Consider the following 26166-nt stretch of genomic DNA (forward strand, 5'->3'; position numbering starts at 1 on the left):
TTCACCGAAGCCGATCCGGCGGCCGGGGACCGGAAGCAAGCCCGTTCCGTAACTCACCCGCACCGTTCGCAGCCCGCTCAGCCCCTGGACGCCGGCATGCCCGAAGCTTCGCCGGGAGCGCGAGCGCGCTTCCCCCTGCCCGACTCCTGAAAAGAGACCGGCCACCTTGCGTACACACTGGCACACACAAGCCCGCAACACCGCCGCCGCCCTGACCGTCCTCGGGCTCGCCCTTGGCCTGTCCGGCGCGCCGGCCTCGGCGCAAGCCCAGTCCACGGTCCGCATCAACGAGGTCGAGTCCAACGGCGGCAGCCCCGGCGACTGGATCGAACTCGTCAACACCGGCACCGCCGCGGTCGACGTGTCCAAGTGGATCGTCAAGGACAACGACAACTCCCACTCCTACAAGATCCCCTCCGGCACATCACTGGCCCCGCATGCTTACCTCGCGCTGAACGTCGAGTCGTCGTTCGGCCTGGGCAGCTCGGATGCGGCACGGCTGTTCAAGGCGGACGGCTCCACCGTGGTGGACTCCTACACGTGGACCTCCCACGCCACCACCACCTACGGACGCTGTCCGGACGGCACCGGCGCGTTCACCACCACCACCGCCCCGACCAAGGGCGCGGCGAACGCCTGCGGCGGGGGCGGACAGCCGTCCGACACCGTGTGGCCGGGCGGCGCGGGGGTCACCATCGCCGACACCTCGAACGCCTTCGGGGAGAACCTCAGCGGTCTGTCCTTCGAAAGCCCCGGTGTGCTGTGGGCGGTGAACAACGGCCCGGGCAAGCTCTACCGACTGGTCCCCAACGGCACGACGTGGCGTCCCGACACGGCCGGCGGCTGGTCCTCGGGCAAAGCCCTGCACTACGCGGGCGGCAGCGGTGACCCCGACGCCGAGGGCGTGGTCGTCACCCCCGACGGAATCTTCGTCGCCACCGAACGCGACGGCAGCCACGATTCCACCAGCCTGCCGAAGATCCTGCGCTTCGACGCCTCCTCCACCGCGTCCTCACTGAACGCGACCGCCGAGTGGAACCTCACTTCCGACCTGCCCTCCCTGCCGGCCAACTCCGGCCCCGAGGGCATCTCCTGGATCCCGGACACCTTCCTGACCGCGCACGGCTTCCACGACGAACAGGCTGGCGCCACCTACAACCCGGCCGCCTACCCCGGCCACGGCAGCGGCCTGTTCTTCGCCGGCGTCGAGGACAACGGCACCGCCTACGCCTACGCCCTGAACCTGTCAGGCGGCGGTTACACCCGCATCGCCACCTTCGCCAGCGGCTTCCCGAGCGTGATGGACCTGGAGTTCGAGCCCGCCACCGGACACCTGTGGGCGGCCTGCGACGACACGTGCCAGGGCCGCACCTCGACCCTCGACATCAACGCCCAGGGCAAGTTCGCCGTCACCCACACCTACAACCGCCCCACGGGAATGGCCAACTACAACAACGAAGGCTTCGCCATCGCCCCCCAGACGACCTGCACCGCCGGCCACAAGCCGGTCCTCTGGTCCGACGACAGCAACGACGGCGGCCACGCACTGCGCGCCGGCACCCTGAACTGCACCCCCTGACACCCACCGGACGGGACGGGGCGGCCGTCAACCGCCCCGCCCCGGTGCCGGAGGTGCCGGAGGTGCCGGAGCTCCGACGGAGGCCGTGATCCACAAGGACCACGGCCTTCGTGATGTCCCCCAAGACGCTGCTCCCCCATCTGCTGTCGGCGGATTGGCATCGGCGGCGCGAACGCGGGGGTCGTCGAGGACGTGACCCGGGCCCGCCACAGCGCGGGCCGGCCAGGGCATACGGAGTCGCGGCCTCCATCGGAGCGGTCTTCCGGTTGCGTTCGGCTGGTCTCATCGTGGGTCCGGATCGGCATACCCGGCTCCTGTCTTCCCGAAGGGACGTCCGCTCCGGAGACTGGAACGCGGGCGACAGCCACGCCATCACCCCCAAGGCGCTCTTCATCAGCAGCGGCTGGATCTGCCAGAACACCACGACCCAGGCCGCGATCCAGAGCTACGGCTTCCTCCCGTCGGCCTCCTGCGGCGTCTTCTGACGGGAGCGCGCGACCGGCGAACAAGGTGAAGGACTCCCCCGAACTCGCCACGCTCAGGCGCGACTTGCGGTTCGGTTTCCGAGCCGGAGTTTCAGCTGCTGACCAAGGTGCGGTCGAGGAGGGCGAGCAGGCCGTCCCAGTGGCGCTGCAAGGCGGAGGGGTTGAAGGCGTCGGTGTCGGACATGGTGAAGCCGTGGACGGTGCCGGGGTGGATCTCGGAGGTGTAGCCGAGACCCGCGGCATTCAGCGTCTGGTCGAGCTCGCTGATGGCCTCGGACGTCATGTCGTGCTCGGCGTGGCCGAGGTGGACCTGGGCGGCGATCTTGGGGACGAGGCGGTGCGGACTGTCGGGCGCGGCAGTGACCAGGTTGCCGCAGTGGAACCCGGCGACGGCGGCCACCTGGTCGGGGCGGGCCGCTGCGGTGCGCAGCGCCAGGACGCCGCCCATGCAGTAGCCGATCACGCCGACCGGTCTGGCACTGACCTCGGGCCGGCTGGTGAGGAACGCGAGGTAGGCGTCGGCGTCGCGCAGAGCACGTTCGGTGGTGTGCGCCTCGACCAGGGGCATCAGCTGGGCGACGACGGCGGGCCGGATCTCGTGTCCGATGTGCGCGGGGAGTTCCATCACCGGTGCCGGGCCGTGCCGGTAGTAGAGGTTGGGGACGAGCACGTAGTACCCGTGCCGGGCCAGTTCGCGGGCCCTCTCCTCCAGCTCGGGCCGCACGCCGAAGACGTCCGTGTACAACAGCACCCCTGGGTGCCGCTCGCCATGGTCGGGGAAGGCGGCGAAAGCGTCGGCCTGGCCGTCCGGGGTGGGAATCCGCAGTGTTCTGGTGGGCAAAATCTTCCGTCCTTGGAGTTCACTCAGACAACGTTTGTTGCACTAACGGTTGTGGCGCGAATGAACGTATATCGCTAGTCGAACTAACGCAACGGGTAGGATGGGCGCCATGAGCAACGCCGAAACAGCCGACATGCCCGACGACGGCGCGCCCAAGACGCCCGACAGGCTGCGTCGACGGGCGAGCCGACTGTTGTCGCAGCTGTCCACGCGGTCGGACCGGCTGATAACCGAGGGACTGGCCCAGGCCGACGCCCGCAAGTGGCACTACGCCGCGCTCGCTTCACTGCAGGAGTACGGGCCGGCCAGCCAAGCGGCGCTGAGCAGGCGCACCGGCATCTTCAGCAGCGACATGGTCGGCGTGCTCAACGAACTGGTCGAGCGTGACCTCGTCGAGCGGGGGCCGGACCCCGACGACCGGCGCCGCAACATCATCACGATCTCCGCCCAGGGGCGCCTTCACCTGCTGCGCCTCGACAAGGTCCTGGACGGCCTCCACGACGAACTGCTCGCGCCGCTGAGTCCGGCCGAACGCGACCAGTTCGTGGAACTTCTCAACCGCTTGCTGGACCACCACACCCGGAGCTCCTGACCCCGAGGGGCCTCCGACTCCCCTCCCCGCACACCGGCCGGACGAGCGCGGCATGCGGACGTCGGCTCCGCGACGACATTTGTACAAGACGGGTGGTCCGCGGCCCATGCATCATCCGTTGCATGAGTCAGGACGACGTTGAGTACAACGCGCACGGAATGCATGTGGTCCACAACGGCCCGCGGCACGCGCCGCCGCTGTTGCTCATCCACGGATCAGGCGCCTCGGGCGCCTCGTGGAGTCCCTTGGTCCCGGCACTGGCCAGCCACCATCACGTCATCCGGGTCGACCTCCCCGGGTGCGGCCAGTCCCCGCCCGCATCGTCATACGACGTGCCCGTGCAGGCGAGCCGGGTTGCGGCGCTGCTCGACGATTCCGGTCTTCGTCGCGTCAATGTGGTCGGGCACTCCAGCGGCGGCTACGTCGCCACCGCGCTCGCGGAGCAGCGCCCCGATCTGGTGGGGTCGCTCGCGCTGATCAGCACCGGCCCGAGCATCGATGCGTTCCTTCCGCAGCCGCTCATCCTGCGGGTCATGTTGACCCCGCCCTTCGGGCCGTTCGTGTGGTCGCGGCGTTCGGACGCGATGATCCGCAAAGGGATCAACTCGACGCTCGCCCGCCCGGTCGACATCCCGGACGCTGTGGTCGCCGACCTACAAGGCATCACGTACCGAGCGTTCAGGACGGTGCTGCGCCGGAACCTCGCGTACATCACCGAACGGAACGTACCCGAGCGTCTGACCACCCTCGATGTCCCCGTGCTGGCGGTCTTCGGCGCCGCCGATCCCCGCTGGGAGCCGTCCTCGGCCCATCAGTACGACGCGGTGCCGACCGCGCGGGTCGAGCTGCTGCCGGGCGTCGGCCACATACCCATGTGGGAGGCGCCCGAGACGACCGGCCGACTGCTGCTGGGCTTCGCTGCGGAGGGCGCCGACACCCCCTCCGCGATCCCCTCAAAGGATTAGGCTGGTTGCGTGTTATCGACCGGGGTTGCCTTCGACTGGGCGAGCGTGGACGTCACGGTCCCCCGCCCCTCTGATCGGCTGCCGGGAATCAGCATGGCCGGCTTCGGCCAGCGTGTCCCCACCTTCGTGGACATCGCCATGGTCGCGCACCCGTCCGTCACCCTGCTCGTCGATCTCAGCGAGGGAGACGGCCTCGTCTACGGCACCGCTGGTCGGCATGGGCGCGGCAGTGTCATCGTGGGGCTCCTCCCCGGAGATCTTCGGGCCTCCGGCCGGGTGGGCGAGTGCCTCCAGATCCGGCTGGACCCGGTCGCGGCGGCCGCGGTGCTCGGCTCGTCGACGGAGTTCTGCGGGACGGTGGAGTCCCTCAGGGATGTCTGGGGCCACGACGCCGAGCGGGCCGAGGACCGACTGCGCGCCGCCGCCTCGTGGGACGAGCGCTTCGCGATCGCGGTGGAATTCCTCGGCCGACGGATGACGGACCGCCGCCCATCGGTCGATGCGGAGGTCGCCCACACCTGGCGGCGGACGCTCACCAGCCGGGGGCGTATGCGGGTGGACGGCCTGGCGGACGAGGCCGGCTGGAGCCGCAAGCGCCTGTCGGCCCGCTTCCGGTCCCAGCTCGGCATCACACCCAAGCGAGCCGCCCGGCTGGTCCGGTTCGACCATGCCGCTCACCTCCTCGCGGCGGGCTTCGCCCCTGCGAGCGTCGCCTCCGCCAGCGGCTACGTCGACCAGTCCCACCTCCACCACGAGGTCAAGGCCTTCACCGGGCTCACCCCCACAGCCGTGGCCGCCGCACCGTGGCTCGCCATCGACGACGTCGCATGGCCGGGGTCATCGCCGACCAATCAACGCAGTACGGCCGCCCTCTACGGCTGTGGCCCGGAACGGCGGGTACCGGAAGCCGGGACCGAACGTGGCGGCCGCGGGGCCGGAGCGCGGTGACGTCCACGTGCCGCGGCAGGGGCCGGTGGTGCCCAACGTTGCTACGCCCGCCCCCGGGGCACGTCACCCGCCCGCGGCATCCTCGGCCTCCCAGCGCAGCAGGTCGCCCGGCTGGCACTTGAGCACTTCGCAGAGCGCGGCGAGCGTGGCGAAGCGTACCGCCCTGGCGCGGCCGTTCTTGAGTACCGCCAGGTTGGCGGGAGTGATCCCTACGCGCTCCGCGAGCTCGCCCACGGACATCTTCCGCCTGGCCAGCATCACGTCGATGTCGACGGTGATCGGCATCAGATCACCTCGTCCAGCTCGGCCTGCATCTGCGCCGCTTCGACGTCGCGCACCACGGCCTGGGCGAGCAGCATTCGCAGCACGAGCACGATGAGCGCGACCCCCAGGATGGCCACGCCGATCCCGGCCATGATCACGGTGACACCTGGGTCCTCCCGCTGGCCCGGCGCGTTGATGGCCGTGACCGCGAACCACACGAGGGCAGCCCCCACGATCGCGCCGATCACGCCGTCCACGTAGCGGAAGGCGGCGTGGGAGAACACGGTTCCGCGTCGCACCATCGCCACCAGCCGCCATACACAGACCAGGGCGACCTGGGCCGACACCATCCCCAGGATCGTGATCACGCGCAGTGGGGTCAGCGGGATCGATCCGTCCTCCGGGTCGTTCCCGCTGATCAACGTCCACAGCATCAACACCTGTACGAGCGCGGTGCCGGTGATCACCACCACGAGCACGGCGCGCAGCGCACCCACTGCCAGCTTTCCCATGACCCATCCATCCATCGAGCTACGATGGGAATCTATCGATTTTCGATAGGTCAGGCAAGTCCTGGACCGGAGGTCGGGCGGCGGTTTCACCTCGCGGCGGGAGCCGACCGTTCCGCCACCCGCGCCGACCGGCCACCTACGCCCATCTCATGGCGGCAAGGACGAGAGAGGCGACGGCCCCAGAAAAGTAGGCGCATCGCCCTCGCTCCCGAATCCGCCGCCCGCCTATACGCCCGCCCCGGCGTCACCTACCGACCCGTCAGCGGCGTCAGCCCGAGTCAGGTCGGCGTCGCTTGGGCACCCGCCGACGACACCAATCCCGTCATCCAGGACTTCGTCCACTGCTGCCTGGACACCAGACCCCCAACGACGTGAAAGTGCCCAGCCCCTTTCCCGCTCAACGGGCCGGCTTCGCGGCACTGGCCTCGCGCCACTAGAACGGGCGGGCGTACGGCTGCGCGCTCACGTCGTCGTAGATCCGGTGCAACCAGGGCTGACGGACGACGGGCAGCCGGGCCAGCGTGCTGCGGAAGACTCCCGAGTCGGGCCGGAACGGCCCCCATGGGTGGAGCGGCAGGGGATCATCGCGCAAGACACCGTCGGGCAGTCGACCACTCGCGGGAACCAGCAACTGTTCGCTGTGGAAAGCCAGATACGCCCACACCTCGGCGGCCAATGGCACGGTATCCGCGGTGCCGGACGGCTGCCATGCCCTCCCCGTCTGCGGATGCCGCGGAACCAGGACGATGGCGGCGGCGGGGTCCGGGGCCTGCAGGCCCGGTCCGGCCAGGACGGCTGTCTTCGCCGTCGGCCCGGACGGAAGCAGCGCGTCGAGCGAACGTCGGAAGATGTCCGCGACAGGGCCGTCGGGGACGGACACCGCTGTGCCCGCCGAGGCCGCCACCAGGTGGGCCAGCGCCGTGCCGACCGCCGCCGCCCATCGAGGGCTCCAGACCCCGGACGGCTCGACCGGCGGTGTGCCCTCCCGGTCGTTCGCCAGTGCCTCCCAACCGATCCACTGGGTCTCGGGGCCGTCAGTGGGAAGCCGGTGTACTGCCTTCGGGTCGAGCCACACCGCCTGCCAGCGCGAGCAGTCGTCGATGCGGGTCGCCACCGCCCGCCCGCACCCCTCGCATGCCAGATTCGGGCCGTCCCTCCCGTCCAGCCCGCAGCAGCCGCCATCACACTGCTCGAGCATCAGGACGGTACCGCGGGTGTCACCGGGGCTGACGAGGATCGCTCCGGGCGCCCCGAGGGACAGGGCAGAGACCGGCGCGAACACACCGCGGGTCTCCGCCTCCCCCTCACCGACCTCGTCCCACAACCGCCACGGTGGCCCGGAGGGCTCCGGATCGACGGCGTACGTCCCCGGGTCCATCAGCACGGGGAACAGCCCGTATCCATAACTCTGGTGAGCATGGTCGGGAAGCGCCACCCGCGACAGAGGAGCAGTCAGCACGGCGCCGCACCCCACACACGCGAACACTCCGGCCATACGCACTCCCCCGCCCCTGGAAAGCCGGATTATCCCGGCCCGACGATCGACCGCCAACACCTTTTGTGACCGCGCGGGGCTCAGGACGGGGCCGGCACCCGCCGACCAGATGATCGGGGGTCGGCCCGGGCCCTGTGCTCCCCCACGAGCCGCACCCTTCCCGATCACGGCAGATGCCCCCTCCCCCCGCCCGATCGAGCTGGCCGGCGCGGACCGTTCAGCTGTGCGCGAGTTCGGCCAGGGCATCGAGACGAGTGGGCGTCCAGCCGAGCTCGCGTTGGGCGCGGGCGCCGGTGAGTTGCTGGTCGAGTGCGAACACCTCGGCGATCGGACCCATCTGCTGCAGAGCCTCGTCCAAGGTCAGCGACCGGACGCTGCCGGGGCATCCGGCGGCGCGGACGGTCCGGAGATGGCTCCGGGCGTTGCGCGGTGCCACCCGCGAAGACAGCCGCAACCGGGAGGTCAGTGGTCGTGGGGGACCGAGCGGTGGACGGGTCCGTGGGAGTCGTCGCAGTGCGGGTCCTCGTCACCGCCGGGCGGCGTGGTGATCTGCAACAGGTCCGAATTGTCCTCCTCGCCGACGTGGTCGACCTGCAGGGTCGCGTGCTCGATGCGGTACTCGTCCTGGAGCAACTGCCGCAGCGTGCGGCGTACGGCGTGGCAGTCCTTGCCGGGCTGGACCAGCACGTGGGCGGACAGGGCGTTCTGGCCGGAGGTGATCTGCCAGACGTGCAGGTCGTGGATCTCCACGACGGTGTCCTGCGCGGCGAGGCGGTCGCCGAGGGCGTCGGGGTCCACTCCGACGGGCGCGGCTTCGAGGAAGATCCGCGCCGAGTCACGGATCAGTCCGTACCCGGCCTTGAGCATCAGCGCGACGACGAGAAGGGAGGCGATGGCGTCCGCGCGCTCGAACCCGGTGGTCAGCACGATCGCTCCGGCGACCGCGGTCGCGATGAAGCCGAACAGGTCGGTGAGGATGTGCTGGTAGGCGCCCTCGACGTTCAGCGAGGTGCGGTTGGCCTTGGAGATCGACCAGGTCGCGACGAGGTTGACCGCCACGCCGACCAGGGCGGTGATCAGGACGAGGCCGCCGGTGACGGCGGGCGGCGAGATCAGCCGCTGGACGGCCTCGTAGGCCAGCCACACCGACAGGAGCAGCAGCGTCAAGCCGTTGGCCTGTGCGGAAAGGATCTCCACGCGCTTGAGACCGTAGGTGTAGTGCCCCTTCGCCGGCCTGGCCGCCAGGCGCATCGCGACCAGTGCCAGCACGATCGAGACGACGTCCGTGAGCATGTGCGCGGCGTCCGAGATCAGCGCGAGGGAGTTCGCGGCCACCCCGACGACAACCTCGGCGCACATGAACACGCCGATCAGCACCAGGGCGATCGTCAGCCACCGCCGGTCCGCATCCGCGGCCACCCCGTGCGAGTGCCCCGCATGACCGCCCCCACCGCCGTCGGGTCCGGCGGCGTGATCATGCCCGTGGTCACTCACAAGGACCTCCAAGGTGTGCGGACGGATGCGGCTGGGGTCAAGTGAACCGCAGCAACGCCGCTTCCACCAAAGGTTGTAATGGGGACCGTTACCACTGTCACCTGCGGCGATGTGGCAGTACTCGCGGCGCACCGGCCGGCTCGACGGGTTTCGCCCGGGTGGCCGCGACGGAGCGGGCACCCGGGACGGACCTTCGCCGTCCGTCGCCCACGTCCGTTGTCATTGCGCCGCCGCCTCTCCCACAGGGAGCGTGGGCAAGTGGCGTAGGTGGTCGTCAGGGTCCAGGTCGCGGCCCTGCTGGAAGGCGGTGGCGAACGCGTCCATGCCCAGGGCCTCGGTCGCGCGCGCGGTGGCGCGGGCGACGTCGCCGCGTTCGGCCGGGGGAAGCGGGGTGCCGACCGACTCCCGGAGGGCGGCGGCCGTGCCGAGCAGGCCGGCGGCGGGGGTGGATCGGCTCGCCAGTGCCTGAGCGCCGGCCAGCCCTTCGAGTGCGAGCGCGACCGCCCGGGGATCGCCTGTCCTGCGTGCCGCGGTCAAGCCCTCCAGGTGCAGTACGTACGCCTGCTGGGCGTCGCCGCGCTGCTCGGCGACGAAGCCGAGCTGCGCGAGGATCAGCGCCATTCCGGAATGCACACCCATCCTGCGGTTCCAGTCCAGCCAGGGCCGCAGGTGCTTCTCCGCCGCATCGAGGTCGCCCTGCCGACGGGCTCCGAGGGCGAGTCCGGTCTCAGCGAACTGCTCGGCGGGTCGGTGGGACTGCTCGGCGGCCAGCCGTCGGGCCCGTTCGTGGAGCTCTGCGGCGGACCCGTACTCCGCGGTGAGCAGTGCGATCCTGCCCAATCTGGACAACCGGAACGAGACATCCGTCCACAGCTGGAGTTCCTCCGCGATGCGCACGCCGTCGCGGTGCAGACGCGCGGCCTCGTCGTAGTCGCCGGCGATCTCGGCCAGGATCCCCAGTTGTTCGGCGGACTGCAGTTGGCCCCATCGGTCGCCGAGTTCGGCGAACCGGGCCGCACTGTCGACGGCGTGCTCTCTGAGGGCTGTCAGGTCGCCCCGGTAGATGGCTTCCGTGGCGCGGGTGCTGTGCGCCGCCGCGATACCCCAGGAGTCGCCGGCGGCGTGGAACTCGGCCAGCAGTTCTGCCGTCGGAACCCCATCGGACGGAACCCCATCCGACGGAACCCCATCCGACGGGATCTCATCGGACGGACCGGCGAAGCCGCACCGGGCGTGGGCCAGGAACCATCGCGCCCTGGGGTCGGCCGCGTCGTACTCCCCGCCGTTCGGCTGCTTCGGTTGCGCGTGGTCGCCGGCCAGCAGCTCGAACCCGGCCTGCCGCGCCAGCGCGCTGCTGCGGCCCGCGGAACCCCGGTCGAGGGCAGGGACGTCGTCACCGAGGGCGCCGCAGCCCCCGCAACCCAGTGCCAGGTCGAACGATCGCCTGGCCTCACCCATGCGGCCGCGCAGGAACCAGTACCAGGCCAGCGCGTTGACCTGCCGCACCGCCAGATCCGCATCCCCGTCGGCGCCCCCGTCCGGCCTGGACCCGGATGTGGCATCGGCCAGCGCGCTGCGCAGATTGGCGCTGTCGCTGTCGAGCCGACGCAGCCAGCGGCGCTGGTCGGGGCCGTACAGCCACGGTTCGGCGCGTTCGGCCAGCTCGGTGTAGTGGATCCGGTGCCGTCGGCGGGCGGGCCGGGTCTCACCGGCCTCGTCGAGCCGTTCAAGACTGTAGGCGGCGATCGACTCCAGCATCCGGTAGCGGGGGCCGTCCTCGCTGTTCAGCACGGTGACCAGCGAGCGGTCCACCAGCCGGGTCACGACGTCGAGGACGTCGTCGGCGGGTACGTCCTGCGCGGCGCAGACCTCTTCGGCTGCGGGCAGCGTGCATCCACCGGCGAAGACCGCCAGGCGGCTCAGAACGGAGCGCTCGGAGTTCGTCAGCAGCCCCCAGCTCCAGTCGATGACCGCGCGCAGGGTCTGGTGGCGCGCCGGTGCGTCGCGGCGCCCCGCGTTCAGCAGGCGGAAGCGGTCTCTCAGGCGCTCGGCCAGCTCGTGGACGCCCAGGGCGCGCACCCGGGCGGCCGCGAGTTCCAGCGCCAGGGGCATGCCGTCGAGACGCTCGCAGACCAGTGCCACCGCGTCGGCGTTGGCAGGGCCGAGGGCGAATCCCGGGGCGGCAGCCGCCGCCCGTGCAGCGAACAGCTGCACGGCGTCGGACTCCCGCAGCGGCTCGACCGCGTGCAGTGTCTCGCCGGAGATCGCCAGCGGCTCCCGGCTGGTGGCCAGGATGCGCAGTCCGGGAGCGTGCCGCAGCAGGGACTCGGCCAGGTCGGCGACCGGCTGGACCAGGTGTTCGCAGTTGTCCAGGACGAGCAGGAGGCGTCGGGTGCCGAGCGCGTGGGCGAGCCGGTCTTCGGTCCGCGAGGACGGCGGGTCACCGGCGGCGTGATCGCGGATGCCCAGCACGTCGGCCACGGCAGTGGCCACGTCGGCGGTACCTCCGGTCCGTACGGTCTCGGCCGCGAGTTCGATCAGCCAGGTCCCGTCGGGAAAGGCGTCGCGGGCCGCTTCAGCGGCCGCCAGTGCGAGCCGGGTCTTGCCGACGCCACCGGGCCCGGTCAGGGTGACCAGGCGACCCGAGGCGAGCAACCCGCGCACCTGGACGACATCCTGGCCTCGTCCGATCAGGTCGGTCGATGCGGCTGGCAGGTTGGTGCGGGGCGCAGCGTCGGCGACGTCCGGGCCGGGCATCCGAGCCGCGTGGACGGAGGGGGCAGTAGGAGTCGGGTCGGGCACCAGGTCCGGGTCCTGCCGCAGGATCGCCCCGTGGAGGGCGACCAACTCGGGGCCGGGATCGAGCCCCAGCTCATCGGCCAGGTGTTCCGTCAACTCGCGATAGCTCTCCAGTGCCTCGGCCTGCCGGCCCGAGCGGTACAGCGACTGCATGTGGACGGCCCGCAGCCTGTCCCGTAGCGGATGCTCACGGACGAGGTCGCCCAACTCATCGGCCAGCGAACGGTGTTCGCCGAGCTCCAGGCGTATCCCGGCCAGCTCCTCCACCGCCGTCAGCCGTTGCTCGTCCAGCCTGATGGCGGCCGGCTGCGCGAAGGCGTGGTCGCGGAACTCCGCGAACGCCGGCCCGCGCCACAGCGCCAGAGCCTCCCGCAGCAGCGGCACCCGGCCGTGCGCGTCCGGCATCCGGCGGGCCTGCAGCGTGAGCGCGGCGAACCGACCGGAATCCAGCGCGCCGTCCGGTATCTGCAGCAGGTAGCCGGCCGGCCGGTGGACGACCAGCTCCCGGCCGCCGGGCTCGGCGAGCTCCAGCGCGCGCCGCAGTTGCGAGACCGACTTCGGGTACGACGCCGCCATCGACTACCGCGCGGGCTCGCTGGAGGAACAACTCGCCCAGGCCGCCCCGGAAGGGATCGACGTCTACCTCGACAGTGTCGGCGGTGACCACCTGCGGGCAGCCATCGGCGCGATGCGCACCGGCGGCCGGATCGCCCTGGTCGGCGCGATCAGCCAGTACAACGCCACCATGCCGGCCGCCGGTCCCGACAATCTGTTCCAGGCGGCAGCCAAGGAGCTGACCCTGCGCGGCATGCTGGTCAGCAGCTACTTCGACCTCTTCCCCGAGTGGATCGGGCGCGCCGCGGGGTGGCTGGCCGACGGCACCCTGCGCACCGAGGAGACCGTGTTCGAGGGCATCGACCAGGCCCCGGCCGCCTTCCTCGGCATGATGCGCGGCGCCAACACCGGCAAGATGCTCGTCCGGCTGGACGGCTGACGGCCATGACACAACACGCCCTGCTGGTGCTCGCCCACCCGCGCAGTGACTCCCTCACCGCGCAGATCGCCCACCGCACCCGCGAACGCCTGATCGCCGACGGATACACCGTCGACCTGCTCGACCTGTACGCCGAGGGCTTCGATCCCCGCACCGGCCCTGAGGACGAGCCGGACTGGGCAGACCGTGACAAGCACTACTCCCCCGAGGTCCGGGCCCACATGGCACGGATCGACACCGCCGACGTCATCGTCGTGGTCTTCCCGCTCTGGTGGTTCGCCCTCCCCGCCATTCTCAAGGGCTGGATCGACCGGGTGTGGAACTACGGCTTCGCGTACGGCCGCAGCCGTCCTCGTCTGGGCGCCAAAAGAATGCTCTGGATCGGGCTCTCCAGCTACCCGCGCGAACAGTTCACGGAGCGCGGCTGGGACTCCGTCATCGACCGCCAACCCCGGTTGGGCATATCCGAGTTCTGCGGCATCAAGGACGCCACGGTGGAGTTCGTCCACGACTCCCTGAGCGCCGGCCCCCTCGCGCTCACCGCGGCCGACGCCGCCCTCACCGCCTTCCTCGGCGCGCCTGCCCATGCTGTCGAACCTGTCGCACCTGTTCAATGACCGTGCGGGCGACGCCAGGACACCTGACGACACGTACCACCACCGCGGCACCGCCGCACAACCCACAATCGAAGGAGCCACCACACATGAGCGACAACCGCACCCTCACCAACCCTGCCGGACTGCACGATCCCACCCCGTTCGGATACAGCCATGCCGCCTCCGCACCCGGCGAGTCGGTGTTCATCGGCGGTCAGTACGCCTCCGACGAAAGCGGCCAGGTCGTTCCCGGCGACTTCGCCGCCCAGGTCGAACGCTCCGTCGCCAACCTGCGCATCGCGCTCGCCGGCGTCGGTCTCGGCCTGGAACATGTCGTACGACTCGGCTCGTACATCGTCGACCACGACCTGGAGAAGCTGGAGATCCTCGGCAAGGCGCTGCACGGCGCCTGGGCCGACCGGCTGCCCGCCCAGACACTCGTCGGGGTCGCCGCGCTCGCGCTGCCCGGGATGCTCTTCGAGATCGACGCGGTCGCGGTCCGCCCGATCGAGAAGACCGACGCCTGATCCGGGACGGGATCCTGATGGACGGGCACGTCAGTCGGTGACGACCGCCGTGTTCTGGCCGACGGTCAGCAGCCAGCGGCCGTCGGCCTGCCGGGAGACGACGTACAGCGGAGCGCCCTCGCTCTCCTCCCCCGCGGCCAGGTAACGCTGACGGACCTTGACCGCCGCGACATCGGGGCGGATGAAGAACACGTGGATCACCTCGTAGGTGACCTTGCCGTCCCAGTTCGCCGCAGGGAGCACCTCGCGGGTGAACTCCGAGATCGCGTCGAGTCCGATGAGGACCTTGCCGTGGGCCGTCGTCCATACCGCGTCCGGGTGGAAGAGGCCGAGGAACTCCTCGGGGTCCTTGTTCCGCTGGGAGCGCTCGACGGTGGCGACGAGTTCGGTGATTGCTTCGATGGCTGCCGCGTGGGCCGTGGATTCCGTGGTCATGTGGATCATCGTTGTACTTCAAGTGGGGTTCAAGTCAAGCGGGTGATCGCATCGCAATGCGAGCACCGGACGGCATGGGCAGGTCTTCGAACCGCCCAGCGCACTCGCCGCGTTCCGCCCGCTCAATGGCCGCCGTTGTTCGAATCCGGCCGGAGCTGTGGCAAGATTGTTGTCTTACGACAACAGATCACTTGGAGCGACCGTGGAATCCATGTTCGCCCCCGTTCCACGGGGCGCCCGCCTGACGGTTTCCCTCACCCTGGGCGAACCCAGTGTCGTCACGGTCGCCGGAGAAGTCGACCTCGACGGGGTCGGTCCCGTGCGGGACGCGGTGGATCGCGCCCTGGACCATCACCCGCATCTGGTCTTCGACCTGGCCGGCGTGAGCTTCGGCGACTCCACCTTCCTCAGCACCCTTCTGCAGGCCCGCCTCCACGCGCTGGAGCGCTCCGGGAGCGTGATCCTGCTGGCTCCCAGCACCCCGGTTCTGCGTGTCCTGACCATCACCGGCGCCCTGGAGTTGTTCCCGGTCATGAACCAGGAAGAACGCCGACAGGCGGAACCCCGCCGGGACCTCGGCGTCAGCTAGCCGGGTGCGCTTGTCGCCGCGCGTGTTCGATCTCGTTGATGTGATTCTCCGTCCACTCGCGGAGCGCACTGATGGGCTCGGCCAGGCTGCGGCCGAGCGATGTGAGGTCGTAGTCGACCCGGGGCGGGATGGTGGGATGGATCGTGCGGGTGACGAACCCGTCGGCCTCGAGACTGCGCAGGGTTTGGGTCAGCATCTTCTGCGAGACGCCCTCGATGCGTCGACTCAGGTCGGTGTGTCGCATGGTGCCCCCAATGAGGGCGTCCACGACCAGGATCGTCCACTTGCCTGCGATGTGGTCGAGCACCTGGCGGGTCGGGCACTTCGCCGAGAAGGCGTCGGCCGGCAGTCCTGAGGACTCCACGATGGTCTTCATGAAGGGAGAGTAGGGCACTAATTAGTGCCCTCTTCCCGTTGGAGAGCCGCTCTCCAATAGTGACTCACATGACGCATCCCACCATGTCCGTTGCCGAAGCGATCCTCACCCGCCGCACCGTCCGCCACTACCGGCCCGATCCGGTCCCTGCCGCCGCCCTCGACCGACTGGTTGCTCTCGCCATAGAAGCGCCCACCAGTTGGAACCTTCAGGATCGATCGATCGTCGCCGTCACCAGCGACGAGGTCCGCAAGGGTCTGGCCCTGGCCACCGGCGGTCAGCCCCAACCGCAGGAGGCGCCACTCCTGCTGGTCTTCGTGGCCGAGCCCGCGTCCTGGCGCGACGACCACAGCGATGTCCATGAACAGGCGCTCCGCAATGGAGCGTGGAGCGCTGAGTTCGCCACGATGTTCGCCGGGGCATCACACGCATTCCAGGAGGACCTCGAGGAACGTGGCCTGCTGCGTGAGTACGCGGTCAAGGACGCCATGATCGCAGCCACCTACGTCATGCTCGCCGCCACAGAGATGGGACTGGCCACCTCCCCGATGAACGGCTGGGACGAGCTCCAGGTGAAGCAGGCGATCGGCATCGGTGATCGCGACGACCTGGCGATCGCGCTGCTCGTATCCGTCGGATATCCGGCGGAGGAACGACGCCACCCCGGCCGCCGTGGCCGGGAACGCAACGTCTTCCACGAGTCGTACGGATCGCCCAGGGAAACCGCGCGGGCCGAATAGCACCGCGTCCCGGGGCGAGCTTCAGATCCGGCCTGGCCCCGCGAAGTGCGGGGCCAGGCCGGAGGGTTCATCGGCGCCATGCGGTGGTCACCGTCGTGCGGTCACCGCACAGGGACGGGTGCTCTTCGTCCGGCACGCACTGCCCGGTGAGAGATGGCGACGTGAGCAGGCGCGCACGGCGGGTCGTCGGTCGGGGTACCAGGGCGGTGGGGCGGGGCCAGTGTCTTCTACCCCACGACGCATGCGGCGCGCACCACCCCGCCGCGCCGTACATGCTGCCCCGGGCGGCGGCGCACTTCGACGCGGTGACCGCCAACGACTACCTCGGGATGAACCTGCCGACCGGCCTGGTCACGCCGGCGGGGTGTCGTAGCCGGTCCACGCGTGGAGCTTGTCCAGGTTCACCACCAGCCACACGTGCGTGATCAGACCGTCGCACACCTCCAGGGCGAGGACCGCGACGGTGGTACCGGCCACGCGCACCGCCACGCCGGGAGTGCCGTTCACCTCGTCCTCGACGAGATCGACTTCAGGTTCCTTGCGCATGAGACCGAGGAAGAGGCGGGCCACCTTGTCCCGGCCGACGACCGGGCGCAGAGCCGCCCGGACCTTGCCGCCGCCATCGCTGCGCGACTCGACATCGGGATCGAGCAGGGCGACGAGGGTGTCGAGGTCGCCGGTCTCGCACGCCTCGCGGAACGCGGAGACGACCTGGCGGTGTTCCCGCGCCGTGCTGGGGCCGGGTCGTCGCTCGGCAAGCCGTCGGCGGGCGGACGAGGCGAGCTGGCGGCAGGCCGCAGGGGTGCGGCCCACCGTCTCGGCGATCTCGGCGAACGGCATGCCGAAGACGTCGTGGAGGACGAACGCGACGCGTTCCGCGGGCGTCACCGAGTCCAGGACCACCAGCATCCCCATGCCGACCGATTCGTCGAGCGTGATCCGGTCCGCCGGATCGTCCGCCCCCGCTCCCCCGGTGCTGGTCCAGGTGGCGCTGTGCCGGACGGGCTCGGGCAGCCATTCACCCGTGTAGCGCTCACGGCGGACCCGCGCCGAGGCGAGCTGGTCGAGGCAGATCCGCGAGGCGACCCGGGTCATCCAGGCCAGCGGTACCGCGATCGCCCGCTGCTCCTCCTCGGACAGGGCGTACCAGCGGGCGTACGTCTCCTGCACGACGTCCTCGGCGTCCTGCACGGAACCGAGCATCCGGTAGCCGAGGTTCAGCAGCCCGCGCCGCTCGGCCATGAGGGAGCCGAGCGTGGGGTTCTGGACCGAACCGGGTGGGGTGGGCACGGCGTCGTCATCCTTCCTGGGTGACGTACTGGGTGAGCCATTCGTCGAAGGTCCGAGTGCCCCGAGGGCCCGGCCCGTTCGGCAGCTGACCGCCCCCGGTCATGGCCGCACCGGTGGCACCGGGCATCTTCACCGGCAGCAGCAGACGCCGCTGATTCCTGGCTCGCAGCAGCCTGCGCGCCATGTCGACGAGCTGCTCGACGCGCGGCCCGGCGAGATCGGGGGCCATACCCTGCGCCGGGGCCAGAGTGAGTTGCACGAGGTGCTGTGCCACTTCCCGGGCCGCGACCGGCTGGGTCTGCATCCGGGGCACCACCGCGAAGGGGCCCGGAACCCGATCGAGAATCTGCCCCGCGAACTCGTGGAACTGCGTGGCCCGCAGCACCGTCCACGGCGTCGACCCCTCCTTCAACACCTCCTCCTGACGGAGTTTGCCCTGGTAGTAGCCGAGGCCGACCCGGTCGATGCCGACGATCGACAGCACCACGTGGTGCCGTACGCCGGCCCGTACGCCCGCGTCCAGGAGGTTGCGGCCGACGGTGTCGAAGAACGCGACCGCCTTCTTGGCACTCGTGGTCGTCACGTTGCTCACGTCGACGACCGCCTCCACCCCTTCCAGCACGGCGTCGAGCCCCGCCCCGCCCGCGAAAAGGTCCACACCTCGTGACCGGGCCAGCACCACAGGATCGTGCCCTGCCGCGGTCAGCTCCTCGACCACGTACCGTCCGACGAGTCCCGTTCCGCCTGCCACTGCCACTCGCATGCCGGGCCCCTTCTTCGCGCTCACGCTTCCGTCGTTCATCGTGCATCACCCTGCCGCGCGGGGAGGATCGGTACCAGCAGCAGCAGCGCCGCCGACAAAACCAGCGCGGCCAGGAAGACGACATTGAGTACCTGGTCCCGCGTCCCGTACATGTCGAGGTGCTGTACCTGATAGCTGAAGTGCAGCACGTTGAAGACCAGCCACGCCGCACCCGCCGTCTGCACCAGCCGGTTGTTCCGCACCTGGCCCAGCGCGATGAGCGTCAGCACGGACAGCGCCAGGAACATGGCCCCGCGTCCTTGGCGAGGTGCTCGTTGTACGGGCCCAGCTGCGGCAGCCAGCTCAGCCCGAAGCCGGGGAAGTTCCTGTACCACCCGGTCGGGGAGCAATAGGCCCAGACCCCTGTGTACAGGCCGACCACGGCCAGGAGGCCGAGACTGGCGTACCGGAATTTTGTGTTCATACCTCTATGACGGCACAGCCCCCGCCGATGTGAGGTGAGCCGCCCGCGACGGTGGGAAGCCGGCCGCGTCTCGCCCCCGGACCCCGGTGTCGACCTGCCCGGGAGCCCGGCCCCCCGTTCGGCCACCGCACCAGCAGTTCGTCCTCGCCCGCGACACGGGAAGCAACGCCGTTCCTCCTGCGCGTCCGCCTGGTGCCGACCGGGGCCGGCGGTCGGTGGGGAGACCCGGACTACTGGGGAGGAAGCCCACCCCACTGCGGCGACGGTGCGATGCCGGGCACCCCCAGGCCGTACGGTCGGGTCATGCGCATCGTCTCCCTGCTCCCCGCGGCCACCGACATCGTGGCCGAACTCGGTCTGGCCGCGGAACTCGTGGGCCGCACGCACGAGTGCGACTGGCCGCCGGCACAGATCTCGTCCGTGCCGGTCGTCACCTCGGCCGGATTCTCCTCCGAGGAACTGAGCAGTCGGGAGATCTCGGCCGCCGTCGGCGGGAGCGCGCACAGCGGGTCCTCGCTCTACACCCTCGACGTCGACGCGCTGGCCGCCGTGGCTCCCGACGTCGTACTCACCCAGGACCTCTGCGACGTGTGCGCGGTGTCGTACAGCAGCGTGGTCGAAGCGGTGCGGGTGCTGAACGGGGACGAGGGCGGGGACGGGCCCAAGGTCCTGAGTCTGGAACCCCGCACGCTGGACGACGTATTGGACTGTCTCGTACGCGTGGGGGATCTGCTGGGCGTCCGCGGGATCGCTCTGGAACGCCGGGCCGAGCTGCGGGGACGCCTCGCCACCGTGCGGTCACTGGTGGCGGGACGACCCCGGCCGCGCACGGTCGCCATCGAATGGCTGGACCCGCTGTGGCCCGCCGGCCACTGGGTTCCTGAGCAGATCACCAGTGCGGGAGGCGAACCGCTCCTCGCGTCGCCGGGCGAGCACACCAAGCCGATGGAGTGGCAGGCGGTGCGCGCCGCACAGCCCGAAGTCCTTCTGCTGCTGCCGTGCGGCTTCCACCCGGACCGCACCGAACGCGAGCGCGAGCTGCTCACCGGGCTGCCGGGCTGGGACGAACTGCCCGCCGTACGCAGCGGCCAGGTGTGGGTCCTGGACGGTCCGGCGTACTTCAACCGGCCGGGCCCGCGTGTCGTCCGCGGTGTGGAGGTGCTCGCACATGTCCTTCATGGCGTGCCGGCGGGGGAACCGGTAGGGGCACACGAGGCGAGGCGCCTGAGCTGAGAGGTGGCTCGAACCCAGCGAGCCCCTTTCGGACGACGGCCGAAGAGAGGCAGACACGTGCCGCGTGCGGAGCATGTCACCAGGGGCCGTGGTAGGCCAGGTTCACCGTCAGGGCTGCCACCGCGGTGACGAAGAAGACGGCCCATCCTTGGAGCTGACGGGAGCCCACCCGCAGGTGGGCGATGAGTGCGCCGGTGAAGTACAGCACGAGGCCGGTTGCGGCGAGCGTGCCCAGCAGTGGCACCGCGAACCCGGCGAGCAGCCCCAAGGATCCCATCGCCAGCAACGTGCCCAACCGTGGTACCCAGGACCGGGGCACACGCTTCATGTCCGCCTGGGCCTTGGGGTAGTCGTGGCCGATCAGGTAAGTGACGGCGGCTATGCCGTTGAAGACCGCGCCGAGGATGGTGACCGTGACGTAGGCGGCGAACATGAACTCTCCTTGTCCGTGGGGATCATGCGGGTGAATGCTCGCTCGACGACGGGTCAGCCGTGGGACTCCGATGCCGCGGTCGAGGCGAGGAATTCCAGGATCCGGGTGTCCACTTCTTCCGCCTCGGTCATCGGGAGGCCGTGGTGGGAGACCCCGGGAATGATGGCCACCGTGGCGTTGCCCAGCAGCATGCGGGCAACGGCGGCCGCCTTGTGACTGTCGTGCGCGCGGCTGTTCTCCGCGAACAGGGCCAGGGTCGGTACGTCGAGCGCCCGTAGCCCGGCGGGCTGGGGGCGGCCGCCGGTGACGATGCGGCCGCGCGGGAATTCTGCGGCCCGGCCGTACAGCTGGAGCCACGCGTCGCTGAATGCGGCACCGCCGGTCTCCCATGCGAGGAACGCGCGGGCGCGCCGTGCCGTGGGCCGCGCGAGCATCGGGAGTGCGTGGAGGAGGTAGCCGGGCTTGAACCCGGCGAAGCTCTGCGTCGGGTCGAGCAGTATCAGGCGGCGCACTCGCTCAGGGGATTGGAGGGCGTGGTTGAGCGCGATCCAGGCCCCGTACGAGTGCCCGCAGACGTCGGTGCGTTCCAGGCCGAGGCCGTCGAGGGTTGCGTCGAGCCAGTCGCACAGGTCCGTCGTGGTGCGGATGCTCTGCCCGCCGCGCACGCTGAGTCCGGGCTCGCCGATCCGGTCGATGGCGTACAGGCGCCGGGTGCGGCTCAGTCGGGCCGCATTCGCGTACCAGCTCGCGGCCGTCGTCCCGCCTCCGTGGAGCAGCACCAGAGGTTCGCCGTCCTGCGGTCCGCAGGTGTTCACGTGGGTGACGCCGTACGGGGAGGTGAGCGCGAGCGGTTCGACCAGCATTCCCCAGTCGGCAAGAACCGCATGGTACGCAGCGTCGAACCGCGCGCTGTCGCCGCGCGTCGGGCTGCCTGTCATCGGACCTCCTCCAGCACACCCCAAACGTCTCTCGTTCGACGAGATACTCGTTTGGCGAGATACTATGCACCGACGTCGATCAGGGGAAGGCCGGTGGCATGGGCGAGGCAGACGACCCCCGGATGCAGACGGTGCATCTGCTGCGCGCGATCACCGTTGAACTGCATTTGTCCGCCGGTGGGTTCGCCGAACGCAATGGCCTGCACCCCACGGACCTGCGGGCGTTGATCTCCCTGCTGGACGCCGCGCGCGCGGGCACGCCGGCGACTCCGGGGTGGCTGGGCGCCCAACTGGGCCTCAACTCGGCCGGAACGACGGCACTGGTCGACCGACTGGAGCGGCTGGGACATGTGCGGCGCACGCGGGACGGGCAGGACCGACGACGCGTGCTGATCGAGGTATCCGATGCGGCGGCCGCCCTCGGGCGGTCGTTCTTCGGACCGCTGATCGAAAACGTGCTGGGCGTGGCCGATGCGTTCGATGCCACCGAACTCGCCACCATCGACCGCTTCCTGCGCGGCGTCACGGAAGCGGTGGCCTCGCCGAGGACCCGTGGGTAGTCGGACCGAGGCCTGTTTGCATGTGTTCGCAATTTCGGTCGGTTGTGTTGACAGGTGTTCAGGTCCTCCCCTTTGCTGGGCCTCGACCCCGCCGCCCTGGTCACGTCTGACAACGTTGTCAATGGGTTGTGGACGGCAGAGCGACCACGAAGCGAAGCGCCTCATGAACTCCTCCTCCCCCACTGAAGGAAGTCAACGATGAGACACCTGTGGAGACTCGCACCCCTGTGGGTGCTGGCGCTGCTGGCCACCGTGCTGGCCGTGAGCAGTGAGCCGGCGCAGGCCGCGACCACGTCGATCAGCGTGGACGGCAGCCAGGGCGGGCGGACCTTCGACGGCATCGGCGCGATCAGCGGAGGCGGCGGCAACTCACGGCTGCTGACCGACTATCCGGCCGCGCAGCAGTCGCAGATCCTGGACTACATGTTCAAGCCGGGCTACGGCGCGAACCTGCAGTTGCTGAAAGTGGAGATCGGCGGGGACGCGAACTCCACCGACGGGTCGGAACCGTCGATCGAGCACTCCCGCGGCACCGTCAACTGCAACGCCGGGTACGAGTTCTGGCTGGCCGAGCAGGCCAAGGCTCGCAACCCCGACATCGGGCTGTACGGTCTGGCCTGGGCCGCACCGGGGTGGATCAACGGCGGTTTCTGGTCCACCGACACCGTCAACTATCTGATCTCCTGGCTGGACTGCGCCAAGCAGCACAACCTGACCATCAAGTACCTCGGCGGCTGGAACGAGCGCGGGCATGACGCCAACTGGTTCGTCCAGCTGCGCTCCGCGCTCAACTCGCACGGCTACAGCGGCGTCCAGCTGGTCGCCGACGACAGCGGCTGGGGCGTCGCCGACGACATGGCGAACAACTCCGCGTTCAACAACGCCGTCTCGATCATCGGCGCGCACTACTCGTGCGAGGGCGGTGACGGCGGCAACGCCCACACCTGCTCCAGCACCACGGCGGCGAAGAACAACGGTAAGCCGCTGTGGGACAGCGAGAACGGCTCGCAGGACATGAACACCGGGGCCCCGGCCCTCATCCGTTCCATCACCCGCGGCTACATCGACGCGAAGATGACCAGCTACTTCAACTGGCCGCTGATCGCCGCGATCTACCCCAACCTGCCCTACAACACCGTCGGGCTGGCCACCGCCGGCTCCCCCTGGTCGGGCAACTACACCATCGGGGCCAGCACCTGGGCCACCGCGCAGGTCACCCAGTTCACCAAGCCTGGCTGGAAGTTCATCGACTCCGCGTCGGGGTACCTCGGCGGCACCGAGTCCAACGGCACCTACGTGACCGTCAAGTCCAACACGAGCGCGGACTACTCGACCATCCTGGAGACCACGACCTCCGGCTCCTCGCAGACCGCGAACTTCACCGTCAAGGGCGGCCTGTCCACGGGCACCGTCCACGTGTGGGCCACCGACGTCAACAGCCCCAGCAGCGCGTCGTCGTTCGTGCACACCCAGGACATCACACCGAACAACGGGTCGTATTCGCTGACCATGCAGCCGGGCTATGTCTACACGGTGAGCACCCTGGGCGGCCAGGGCAAGGGCACCGCGACCGCGCCGGCCGCCCATGCCCTGGCGCTGCCGTACAGCGACACCTTCGACGGCAACGGCAGTGGCACCGAGGCGAAGTACCTCTCGGACATGCAGGGCTCCTTCGAGGTCCAGCCCTGCACCGGCCGATCCGGCCAGTGCGTGCAGCAGATGGCTCCGGTCAAGCCGATCGAGTGGCAGGACGACTCCGACTCCTACGCGCTGATCGGCGATCCCACCTGGTCGAACTACACCGTCAGCTCCGATGTCTACCTGCGCGGCGCGGGAACGACCGAACTGCTGGGGCGCGCCAACACCCAGCAGCGGCCGCAGTCGCACATGAACGCGTACTACCTGCGGATCCGTGACACCGGCCGGTGGTGGATCGAGAAGATGTACACCGACGGATCCAACCACACCCTGGCCACCGGGACGACGACCGCGCTGGGCACCGGGCAGTGGCACAACCTGTCGTTCACCTTCCAGGGCTCGCAGATCAGCGCCAAGCTCGACGGCAACCAGTTCGGGTCGGTGACCGACTCCTCCTTCCAGACCGGACAGGCCGGTCTCGGTATCCAGGGCTACCGCACCGACCAGTTCGACAACCTGTCCATCACCCCCGGCACCGGAGGCAGCACCGGAACCGGCCAGGTCAGCTCGGTGCTCAATGCCGCCAAGTGCCTGGACGACTACACCGCCTCGACCACCCCGGGCGCCGTCGTCGACCTCTGGGACTGCAACAGCTCCTCCGCCCAGCAGTGGACCATCAGCAACGGATCCGTGCGCGCCGCCGGCCTGTGCCTCGACGTGATCGGCGGGGCCACCGCCAACGGATCGCTCGTGAACCTATGGACCTGCAACGGCGGCGCAAACCAGCAATGGACGGTCAGCAACGGCACGCTGGTCAACCCCGCGAGCGGCCGCTGCCTCGACATCCCCGGCTTCACCACCACCAACGGCACCCAGCTCGAGATCTGGGACTGCAACAACGGATCCAACCAGAAGTGGAACCTGCCTCTGTGATCCGGCCGTGACGCGACTCGGGCGGGGGCCGGCGACGGTTCCCGCCCGAGCTGCTCTCCGACCCCGTGTCCGTGGCGTGCACTCTGCCGGGAAATACTCCGGGCACGGATGAGCGAGCGCGGGTGGACGGAGCGCGGACCGCGCCCTACCTCGCGCCGCACCATCAGGGCCGGGGCCTTGGATCGGCCGTCCTGCACGCGGTATTCGCCCGCACCGACGCTCAGGGTACGACCGTCCGCCTGAACGTCCTGCAGGGCAGCGCCGCCCGACGGTTGTACGAACGCCACGGATTCGTGGTGGAAGCCCAGGACCCGATCGATGTCTTCATGGTGCGCCTCCCGGAGGCGGGCACCGACCTGTCCGGCTGACCGGCACCGACCTGAGGGCCGGCAGCCGCGCCGTCGGGCCCCGGACCCGCGGGCGGAGTGCTTCCGCGAGCGGATCCGGGGCCCGACCGTAGCGAGGAAAGGCATCCGCGAGGGCGTGAACGGGGGTGTCAGCCGTCGCGCGGGCCGGTTACGGCCACGGGTTCGGATTGTCCGGGCATTCCTTCCAGGCGAGGCGATAGATGGTGTTGACGCTGCCGTCCGTCGAGTCCATCGTCATGAAACTCGTGGTCTTCTTGTCCGAGCTCCCGAGATTGACCCGCAACTCCGTGTTGATGTTGAAGTTGCGAATCTCCCCGCAGGGGGCCCAGACCAGCGCGCCGACGTCGGTCACGTCCGAGGTCTGCCAGTTGTCGCTGTACGGGCCGCGGAACGAGTGGACCTTGCGGTCCGTCTGCGACGAGCCCTGGAAGTAGTAGCCGGCCCGTTCCTCGCTGCTGGCCCCTCGCTCCAGGGACGCGAAGCCGCGGTAATCGGCCTGGGCAATCGCGTAGGTGAAGCCCTGGGGCACGAAGACCCGCAGGTTGAGCTGGCAGTTCTTGCGGAAGTCGGTCGGCAGGGCCCCGGCGCCCACCTGAGCGAGGTAATCGCTGTAGGTGACGGTGAAGGCGGTGTTGTCGGGAGAGACGGCGATGGCGGCCGTCCCTTCACGACAGCCGGAGCCGTTGACGGTCGCGACCTTGATCACGATCTTGTCGGGCGGCGGTTCCGCTGCCGACGCCTGCTGGGGGGAGACGGTCGCGGCCATGAGGGCCACGATGGCTCCGCCTGCGGCAAGGAATCCGGACATGAATTCTCCAATCGGCCGTGTTCACGTCGTGGAGGCTGGGTGAGCCTCCAGTGAAGGCCGTGTACATGCCAGCACCTCGGGGGCCTTGCTGAACAGAGCGAGAACCGGCCGCGGATAGCCGCCCGGAATTCGACCGCAGAGATACCGGCCACAATCGCTTCGACCGGAAAGAGCATTGCTGCGGGCGACCGGACGGAATCGAATTCACGTGCCCGACGGAAATCAGAAATCGGAAACCACCCGGCGGGGCGCTGCCGGCAGGTGTTCGTCCCCTCGGCCCGGCCACCCGGACGGACCACGGGTGCCCGCCTGGCCGACGGCGGCGCCGCCCGGGGTGTTGCTCCGCACTCCGGACGGCTGGCGGATCGAGCGCCTCATCCAACATCGCAGCTGGGAGTACGGCAACAAGACCTCGGTTGCCGAAGCGATCGCCCGCTCGGAGCGGGTCTGAGAACATCAACTGCCGGGTTGGCACCGCCGCCGAGCAGCGACCCGCCCCGAGGCCCTG

At 69.8% G+C, this 26166-nt stretch carries 30 protein-coding genes and 1 pseudogene; 15 read left to right on the forward strand and 16 right to left on the reverse strand.

All coding sequences use genetic code 11. The annotated features are described in order from the left end of the window. The first annotated feature begins 166 nt into the window (after positions 1–166). Together C6N31_RS31915 and C6N31_RS31920 are read left to right on the forward strand one after the other, a co-directional pair. The gene (locus tag C6N31_RS31915) at positions 167–1579 is read left to right on the forward strand and encodes a lamin tail domain-containing protein (RefSeq protein WP_232485910.1); all 1413 of its coding nucleotides are present in this window, start codon (positions 167–169) and stop codon (positions 1577–1579) included. Between the two features lie 287 nt (positions 1580–1866). Beyond that, entirely contained in the window at positions 1867–2064 is a 198-nt protein-coding gene (locus tag C6N31_RS31920) for a hypothetical protein (protein ID WP_138352010.1), read from the forward strand. A gap of 91 nt (positions 2065–2155) precedes the next feature. Here the strand turns inward: C6N31_RS31920 and C6N31_RS31925 are convergent, their stop codons facing one another. Next, positions 2156–2905, reverse strand: coding sequence for a dienelactone hydrolase family protein (locus C6N31_RS31925; RefSeq protein ID WP_138352011.1), 750 nt, complete (start codon positions 2903–2905; stop codon positions 2156–2158). Positions 2906–3014: 109 nt separating this feature from the next. On the opposite strand from C6N31_RS31925, the gene C6N31_RS31930 reads away from it, so the two are divergent. From C6N31_RS31930 to C6N31_RS31940, 3 genes are all read left to right on the forward strand, one after another. Further along, positions 3015–3497: a MarR family winged helix-turn-helix transcriptional regulator gene (locus C6N31_RS31930; protein ID WP_138352012.1), complete on the forward strand. Its 483-nt coding sequence runs from the start codon at positions 3015–3017 to the stop codon at positions 3495–3497. Positions 3498–3619: 122 nt separating this feature from the next. After that, a complete protein-coding gene (locus C6N31_RS31935; RefSeq protein WP_198358783.1) occupies positions 3620–4462 on the forward strand; it encodes an alpha/beta fold hydrolase in 843 nt (280 codons plus the stop codon). Between the two features lie 93 nt (positions 4463–4555). After that, entirely contained in the window at positions 4556–5410 is an 855-nt protein-coding gene (locus tag C6N31_RS31940) for a helix-turn-helix domain-containing protein (RefSeq protein WP_138352097.1), read from the forward strand. Positions 5411–5473: 63 nt separating this feature from the next. Here the strand turns inward: C6N31_RS31940 and C6N31_RS31945 are convergent, their stop codons facing one another. From C6N31_RS31945 to C6N31_RS31970, 6 genes are all read right to left on the reverse strand, one after another. Beyond that, positions 5474–5695, reverse strand: a complete 222-nt coding sequence (locus tag C6N31_RS31945) for a helix-turn-helix domain-containing protein (protein ID WP_138352014.1) — start codon at positions 5693–5695, stop codon at positions 5474–5476. Next, a complete protein-coding gene (locus C6N31_RS31950) occupies positions 5695–6186 on the reverse strand; it encodes a DUF2975 domain-containing protein (RefSeq protein WP_138352015.1) in 492 nt (163 codons plus the stop codon). The genes C6N31_RS31945 and C6N31_RS31950 overlap by 1 nt, the downstream gene beginning before the upstream one ends. A gap of 433 nt (positions 6187–6619) precedes the next feature. Then, entirely contained in the window at positions 6620–7645 is a 1026-nt protein-coding gene (locus C6N31_RS31955; RefSeq protein ID WP_307811567.1) for a hypothetical protein, read from the reverse strand. Positions 7646–7898: 253 nt separating this feature from the next. Continuing rightward, positions 7899–8039, reverse strand: coding sequence for a hypothetical protein (locus tag C6N31_RS31960; RefSeq protein WP_187145181.1), 141 nt, complete (start codon positions 8037–8039; stop codon positions 7899–7901). Positions 8040–8143: 104 nt separating this feature from the next. Beyond that, a complete protein-coding gene (locus tag C6N31_RS31965) occupies positions 8144–9175 on the reverse strand; it encodes a cation diffusion facilitator family transporter (RefSeq protein ID WP_187145180.1) in 1032 nt (343 codons plus the stop codon). A 219-nt stretch (positions 9176–9394) separates the two neighbouring features. Then, positions 9395–12550 (reverse strand): ATP-binding protein, encoded by a 3156-nt coding sequence (locus C6N31_RS31970; protein WP_138352017.1) that lies wholly within the window; start codon positions 12548–12550, stop codon positions 9395–9397. On the opposite strand from C6N31_RS31970, the gene C6N31_RS31975 reads away from it, so the two are divergent. The 3 genes from C6N31_RS31975 (at position 12549) to C6N31_RS31985 (ending at position 14091) form a co-directional block, all read left to right on the forward strand. Then, positions 12549–12968, forward strand: a complete 420-nt coding sequence (locus C6N31_RS31975; protein WP_244809931.1) for a zinc-binding dehydrogenase — start codon at positions 12549–12551, stop codon at positions 12966–12968. The two genes, C6N31_RS31970 and C6N31_RS31975, sit on opposite strands and share 2 nt — an antisense overlap. A gap of 5 nt (positions 12969–12973) precedes the next feature. Then, on the forward strand, positions 12974–13585 hold the full coding sequence (locus tag C6N31_RS31980; protein ID WP_138352018.1) for an NAD(P)H oxidoreductase: 612 nt from the start codon (positions 12974–12976) through the stop codon (positions 13583–13585). An 86-nt stretch (positions 13586–13671) separates the two neighbouring features. Beyond that, positions 13672–14091: a RidA family protein gene (locus C6N31_RS31985; protein WP_138352019.1), complete on the forward strand. Its 420-nt coding sequence runs from the start codon at positions 13672–13674 to the stop codon at positions 14089–14091. A 30-nt stretch (positions 14092–14121) separates the two neighbouring features. Here C6N31_RS31985 and C6N31_RS31990 read toward each other — a convergent pair whose 3' ends face one another. Then, complete coding sequence (locus C6N31_RS31990; protein WP_187145179.1) at positions 14122–14535, reverse strand: SgcJ/EcaC family oxidoreductase; 414 nt, start codon at positions 14533–14535, stop codon at positions 14122–14124. Positions 14536–14737: 202 nt separating this feature from the next. Between C6N31_RS31990 and C6N31_RS31995 the strand changes: the two genes are divergently transcribed. Then, the gene (locus C6N31_RS31995) at positions 14738–15115 is read left to right on the forward strand and encodes an STAS domain-containing protein (protein WP_138352021.1); all 378 of its coding nucleotides are present in this window, start codon (positions 14738–14740) and stop codon (positions 15113–15115) included. Here C6N31_RS31995 and C6N31_RS32000 read toward each other — a convergent pair. Further along, positions 15108–15491, reverse strand: a complete 384-nt coding sequence (locus tag C6N31_RS32000) for a winged helix-turn-helix transcriptional regulator (protein ID WP_138352022.1) — start codon at positions 15489–15491, stop codon at positions 15108–15110. The genes C6N31_RS31995 and C6N31_RS32000 overlap by 8 nt on opposite strands. A 68-nt stretch (positions 15492–15559) precedes the next feature. Here C6N31_RS32000 and C6N31_RS32005 point away from each other — a divergent pair, with 68 nt between their 5' ends. After that, on the forward strand, positions 15560–16231 hold the full coding sequence (locus tag C6N31_RS32005) for a nitroreductase family protein (protein ID WP_187145178.1): 672 nt from the start codon (positions 15560–15562) through the stop codon (positions 16229–16231). Between the two features lie 351 nt (positions 16232–16582). Here the strand turns inward: C6N31_RS32005 and sigJ are convergent, their stop codons facing one another. Genes sigJ through C6N31_RS44390 form a run of 4 tightly spaced genes read right to left on the reverse strand, consistent with a single transcriptional unit; the run spans position 16583 to position 18747 of the window. After that, on the reverse strand, positions 16583–17473 hold the full coding sequence (sigJ, locus tag C6N31_RS32010; protein ID WP_138352101.1) for an RNA polymerase sigma factor SigJ: 891 nt from the start codon (positions 17471–17473) through the stop codon (positions 16583–16585). Between the two features lie 55 nt (positions 17474–17528). Continuing rightward, complete coding sequence (locus C6N31_RS32015; RefSeq protein WP_232485911.1) at positions 17529–18323, reverse strand: SDR family oxidoreductase; 795 nt, start codon at positions 18321–18323, stop codon at positions 17529–17531. Further along, positions 18320–18571 (reverse strand): hypothetical protein, encoded by a 252-nt coding sequence (locus C6N31_RS44385; protein WP_232485912.1) that lies wholly within the window; start codon positions 18569–18571, stop codon positions 18320–18322. The genes C6N31_RS32015 and C6N31_RS44385 overlap by 4 nt, the downstream gene beginning before the upstream one ends. Next, entirely contained in the window at positions 18547–18747 is a 201-nt protein-coding gene (locus C6N31_RS44390) for a hypothetical protein (protein WP_232485913.1), read from the reverse strand. The genes C6N31_RS44385 and C6N31_RS44390 overlap by 25 nt, the downstream gene beginning before the upstream one ends. A gap of 303 nt (positions 18748–19050) precedes the next feature. On the opposite strand from C6N31_RS44390, the gene C6N31_RS32025 reads away from it, so the two are divergent. Beyond that, a complete protein-coding gene (locus C6N31_RS32025) occupies positions 19051–19980 on the forward strand; it encodes a cobalamin-binding protein (RefSeq protein ID WP_138352025.1) in 930 nt (309 codons plus the stop codon). A 76-nt stretch (positions 19981–20056) separates the two neighbouring features. Here the strand turns inward: C6N31_RS32025 and C6N31_RS32030 are convergent, their stop codons facing one another. After that, positions 20057–20413 carry a DoxX family protein gene (locus tag C6N31_RS32030; RefSeq protein ID WP_138352026.1) on the reverse strand — a complete coding sequence of 119 codons (357 nt, stop codon included), beginning with the start codon at positions 20411–20413 and terminating at the stop codon, positions 20057–20059. Positions 20414–20466: 53 nt separating this feature from the next. Beyond that, positions 20467–21351 (reverse strand): alpha/beta fold hydrolase, encoded by an 885-nt coding sequence (locus C6N31_RS32035; protein WP_138352027.1) that lies wholly within the window; start codon positions 21349–21351, stop codon positions 20467–20469. A 98-nt stretch (positions 21352–21449) separates the two neighbouring features. Here C6N31_RS32035 and C6N31_RS32040 point away from each other — a divergent pair, with 98 nt between their 5' ends. From C6N31_RS32040 to C6N31_RS32050, 3 genes and pseudogenes are all read left to right on the forward strand, one after another. Next, complete coding sequence (locus C6N31_RS32040; protein WP_232485914.1) at positions 21450–21911, forward strand: MarR family winged helix-turn-helix transcriptional regulator; 462 nt, start codon at positions 21450–21452, stop codon at positions 21909–21911. 198 nt (positions 21912–22109) lie between these two features. After that, the gene (locus C6N31_RS32045) at positions 22110–24482 is read left to right on the forward strand and encodes an RICIN domain-containing protein (protein ID WP_138352028.1); all 2373 of its coding nucleotides are present in this window, start codon (positions 22110–22112) and stop codon (positions 24480–24482) included. A gap of 146 nt (positions 24483–24628) precedes the next feature. Continuing rightward, positions 24629–24850 (forward strand): annotated as a pseudogene (locus C6N31_RS32050) (GNAT family N-acetyltransferase); the annotation flags it as partial. 148 nt (positions 24851–24998) lie between these two features. On the opposite strand, the gene C6N31_RS32055 reads toward C6N31_RS32050, so the two are convergent. Further along, entirely contained in the window at positions 24999–25658 is a 660-nt protein-coding gene (locus C6N31_RS32055; RefSeq protein ID WP_138352029.1) for a DUF4360 domain-containing protein, read from the reverse strand. Between the two features lie 301 nt (positions 25659–25959). Between C6N31_RS32055 and C6N31_RS32060 the strand changes: the two genes are divergently transcribed. Then, positions 25960–26109, forward strand: coding sequence for a hypothetical protein (locus tag C6N31_RS32060; protein WP_164293149.1), 150 nt, complete (start codon positions 25960–25962; stop codon positions 26107–26109). Positions 26110–26166: the final 57 nt, after the last annotated feature.

The organism is Streptomyces fildesensis, assembly GCF_016107395.1.
Classification (GTDB): Bacteria; Actinomycetota; Actinomycetes; order Streptomycetales; family Streptomycetaceae; genus Actinacidiphila; species Actinacidiphila fildesensis.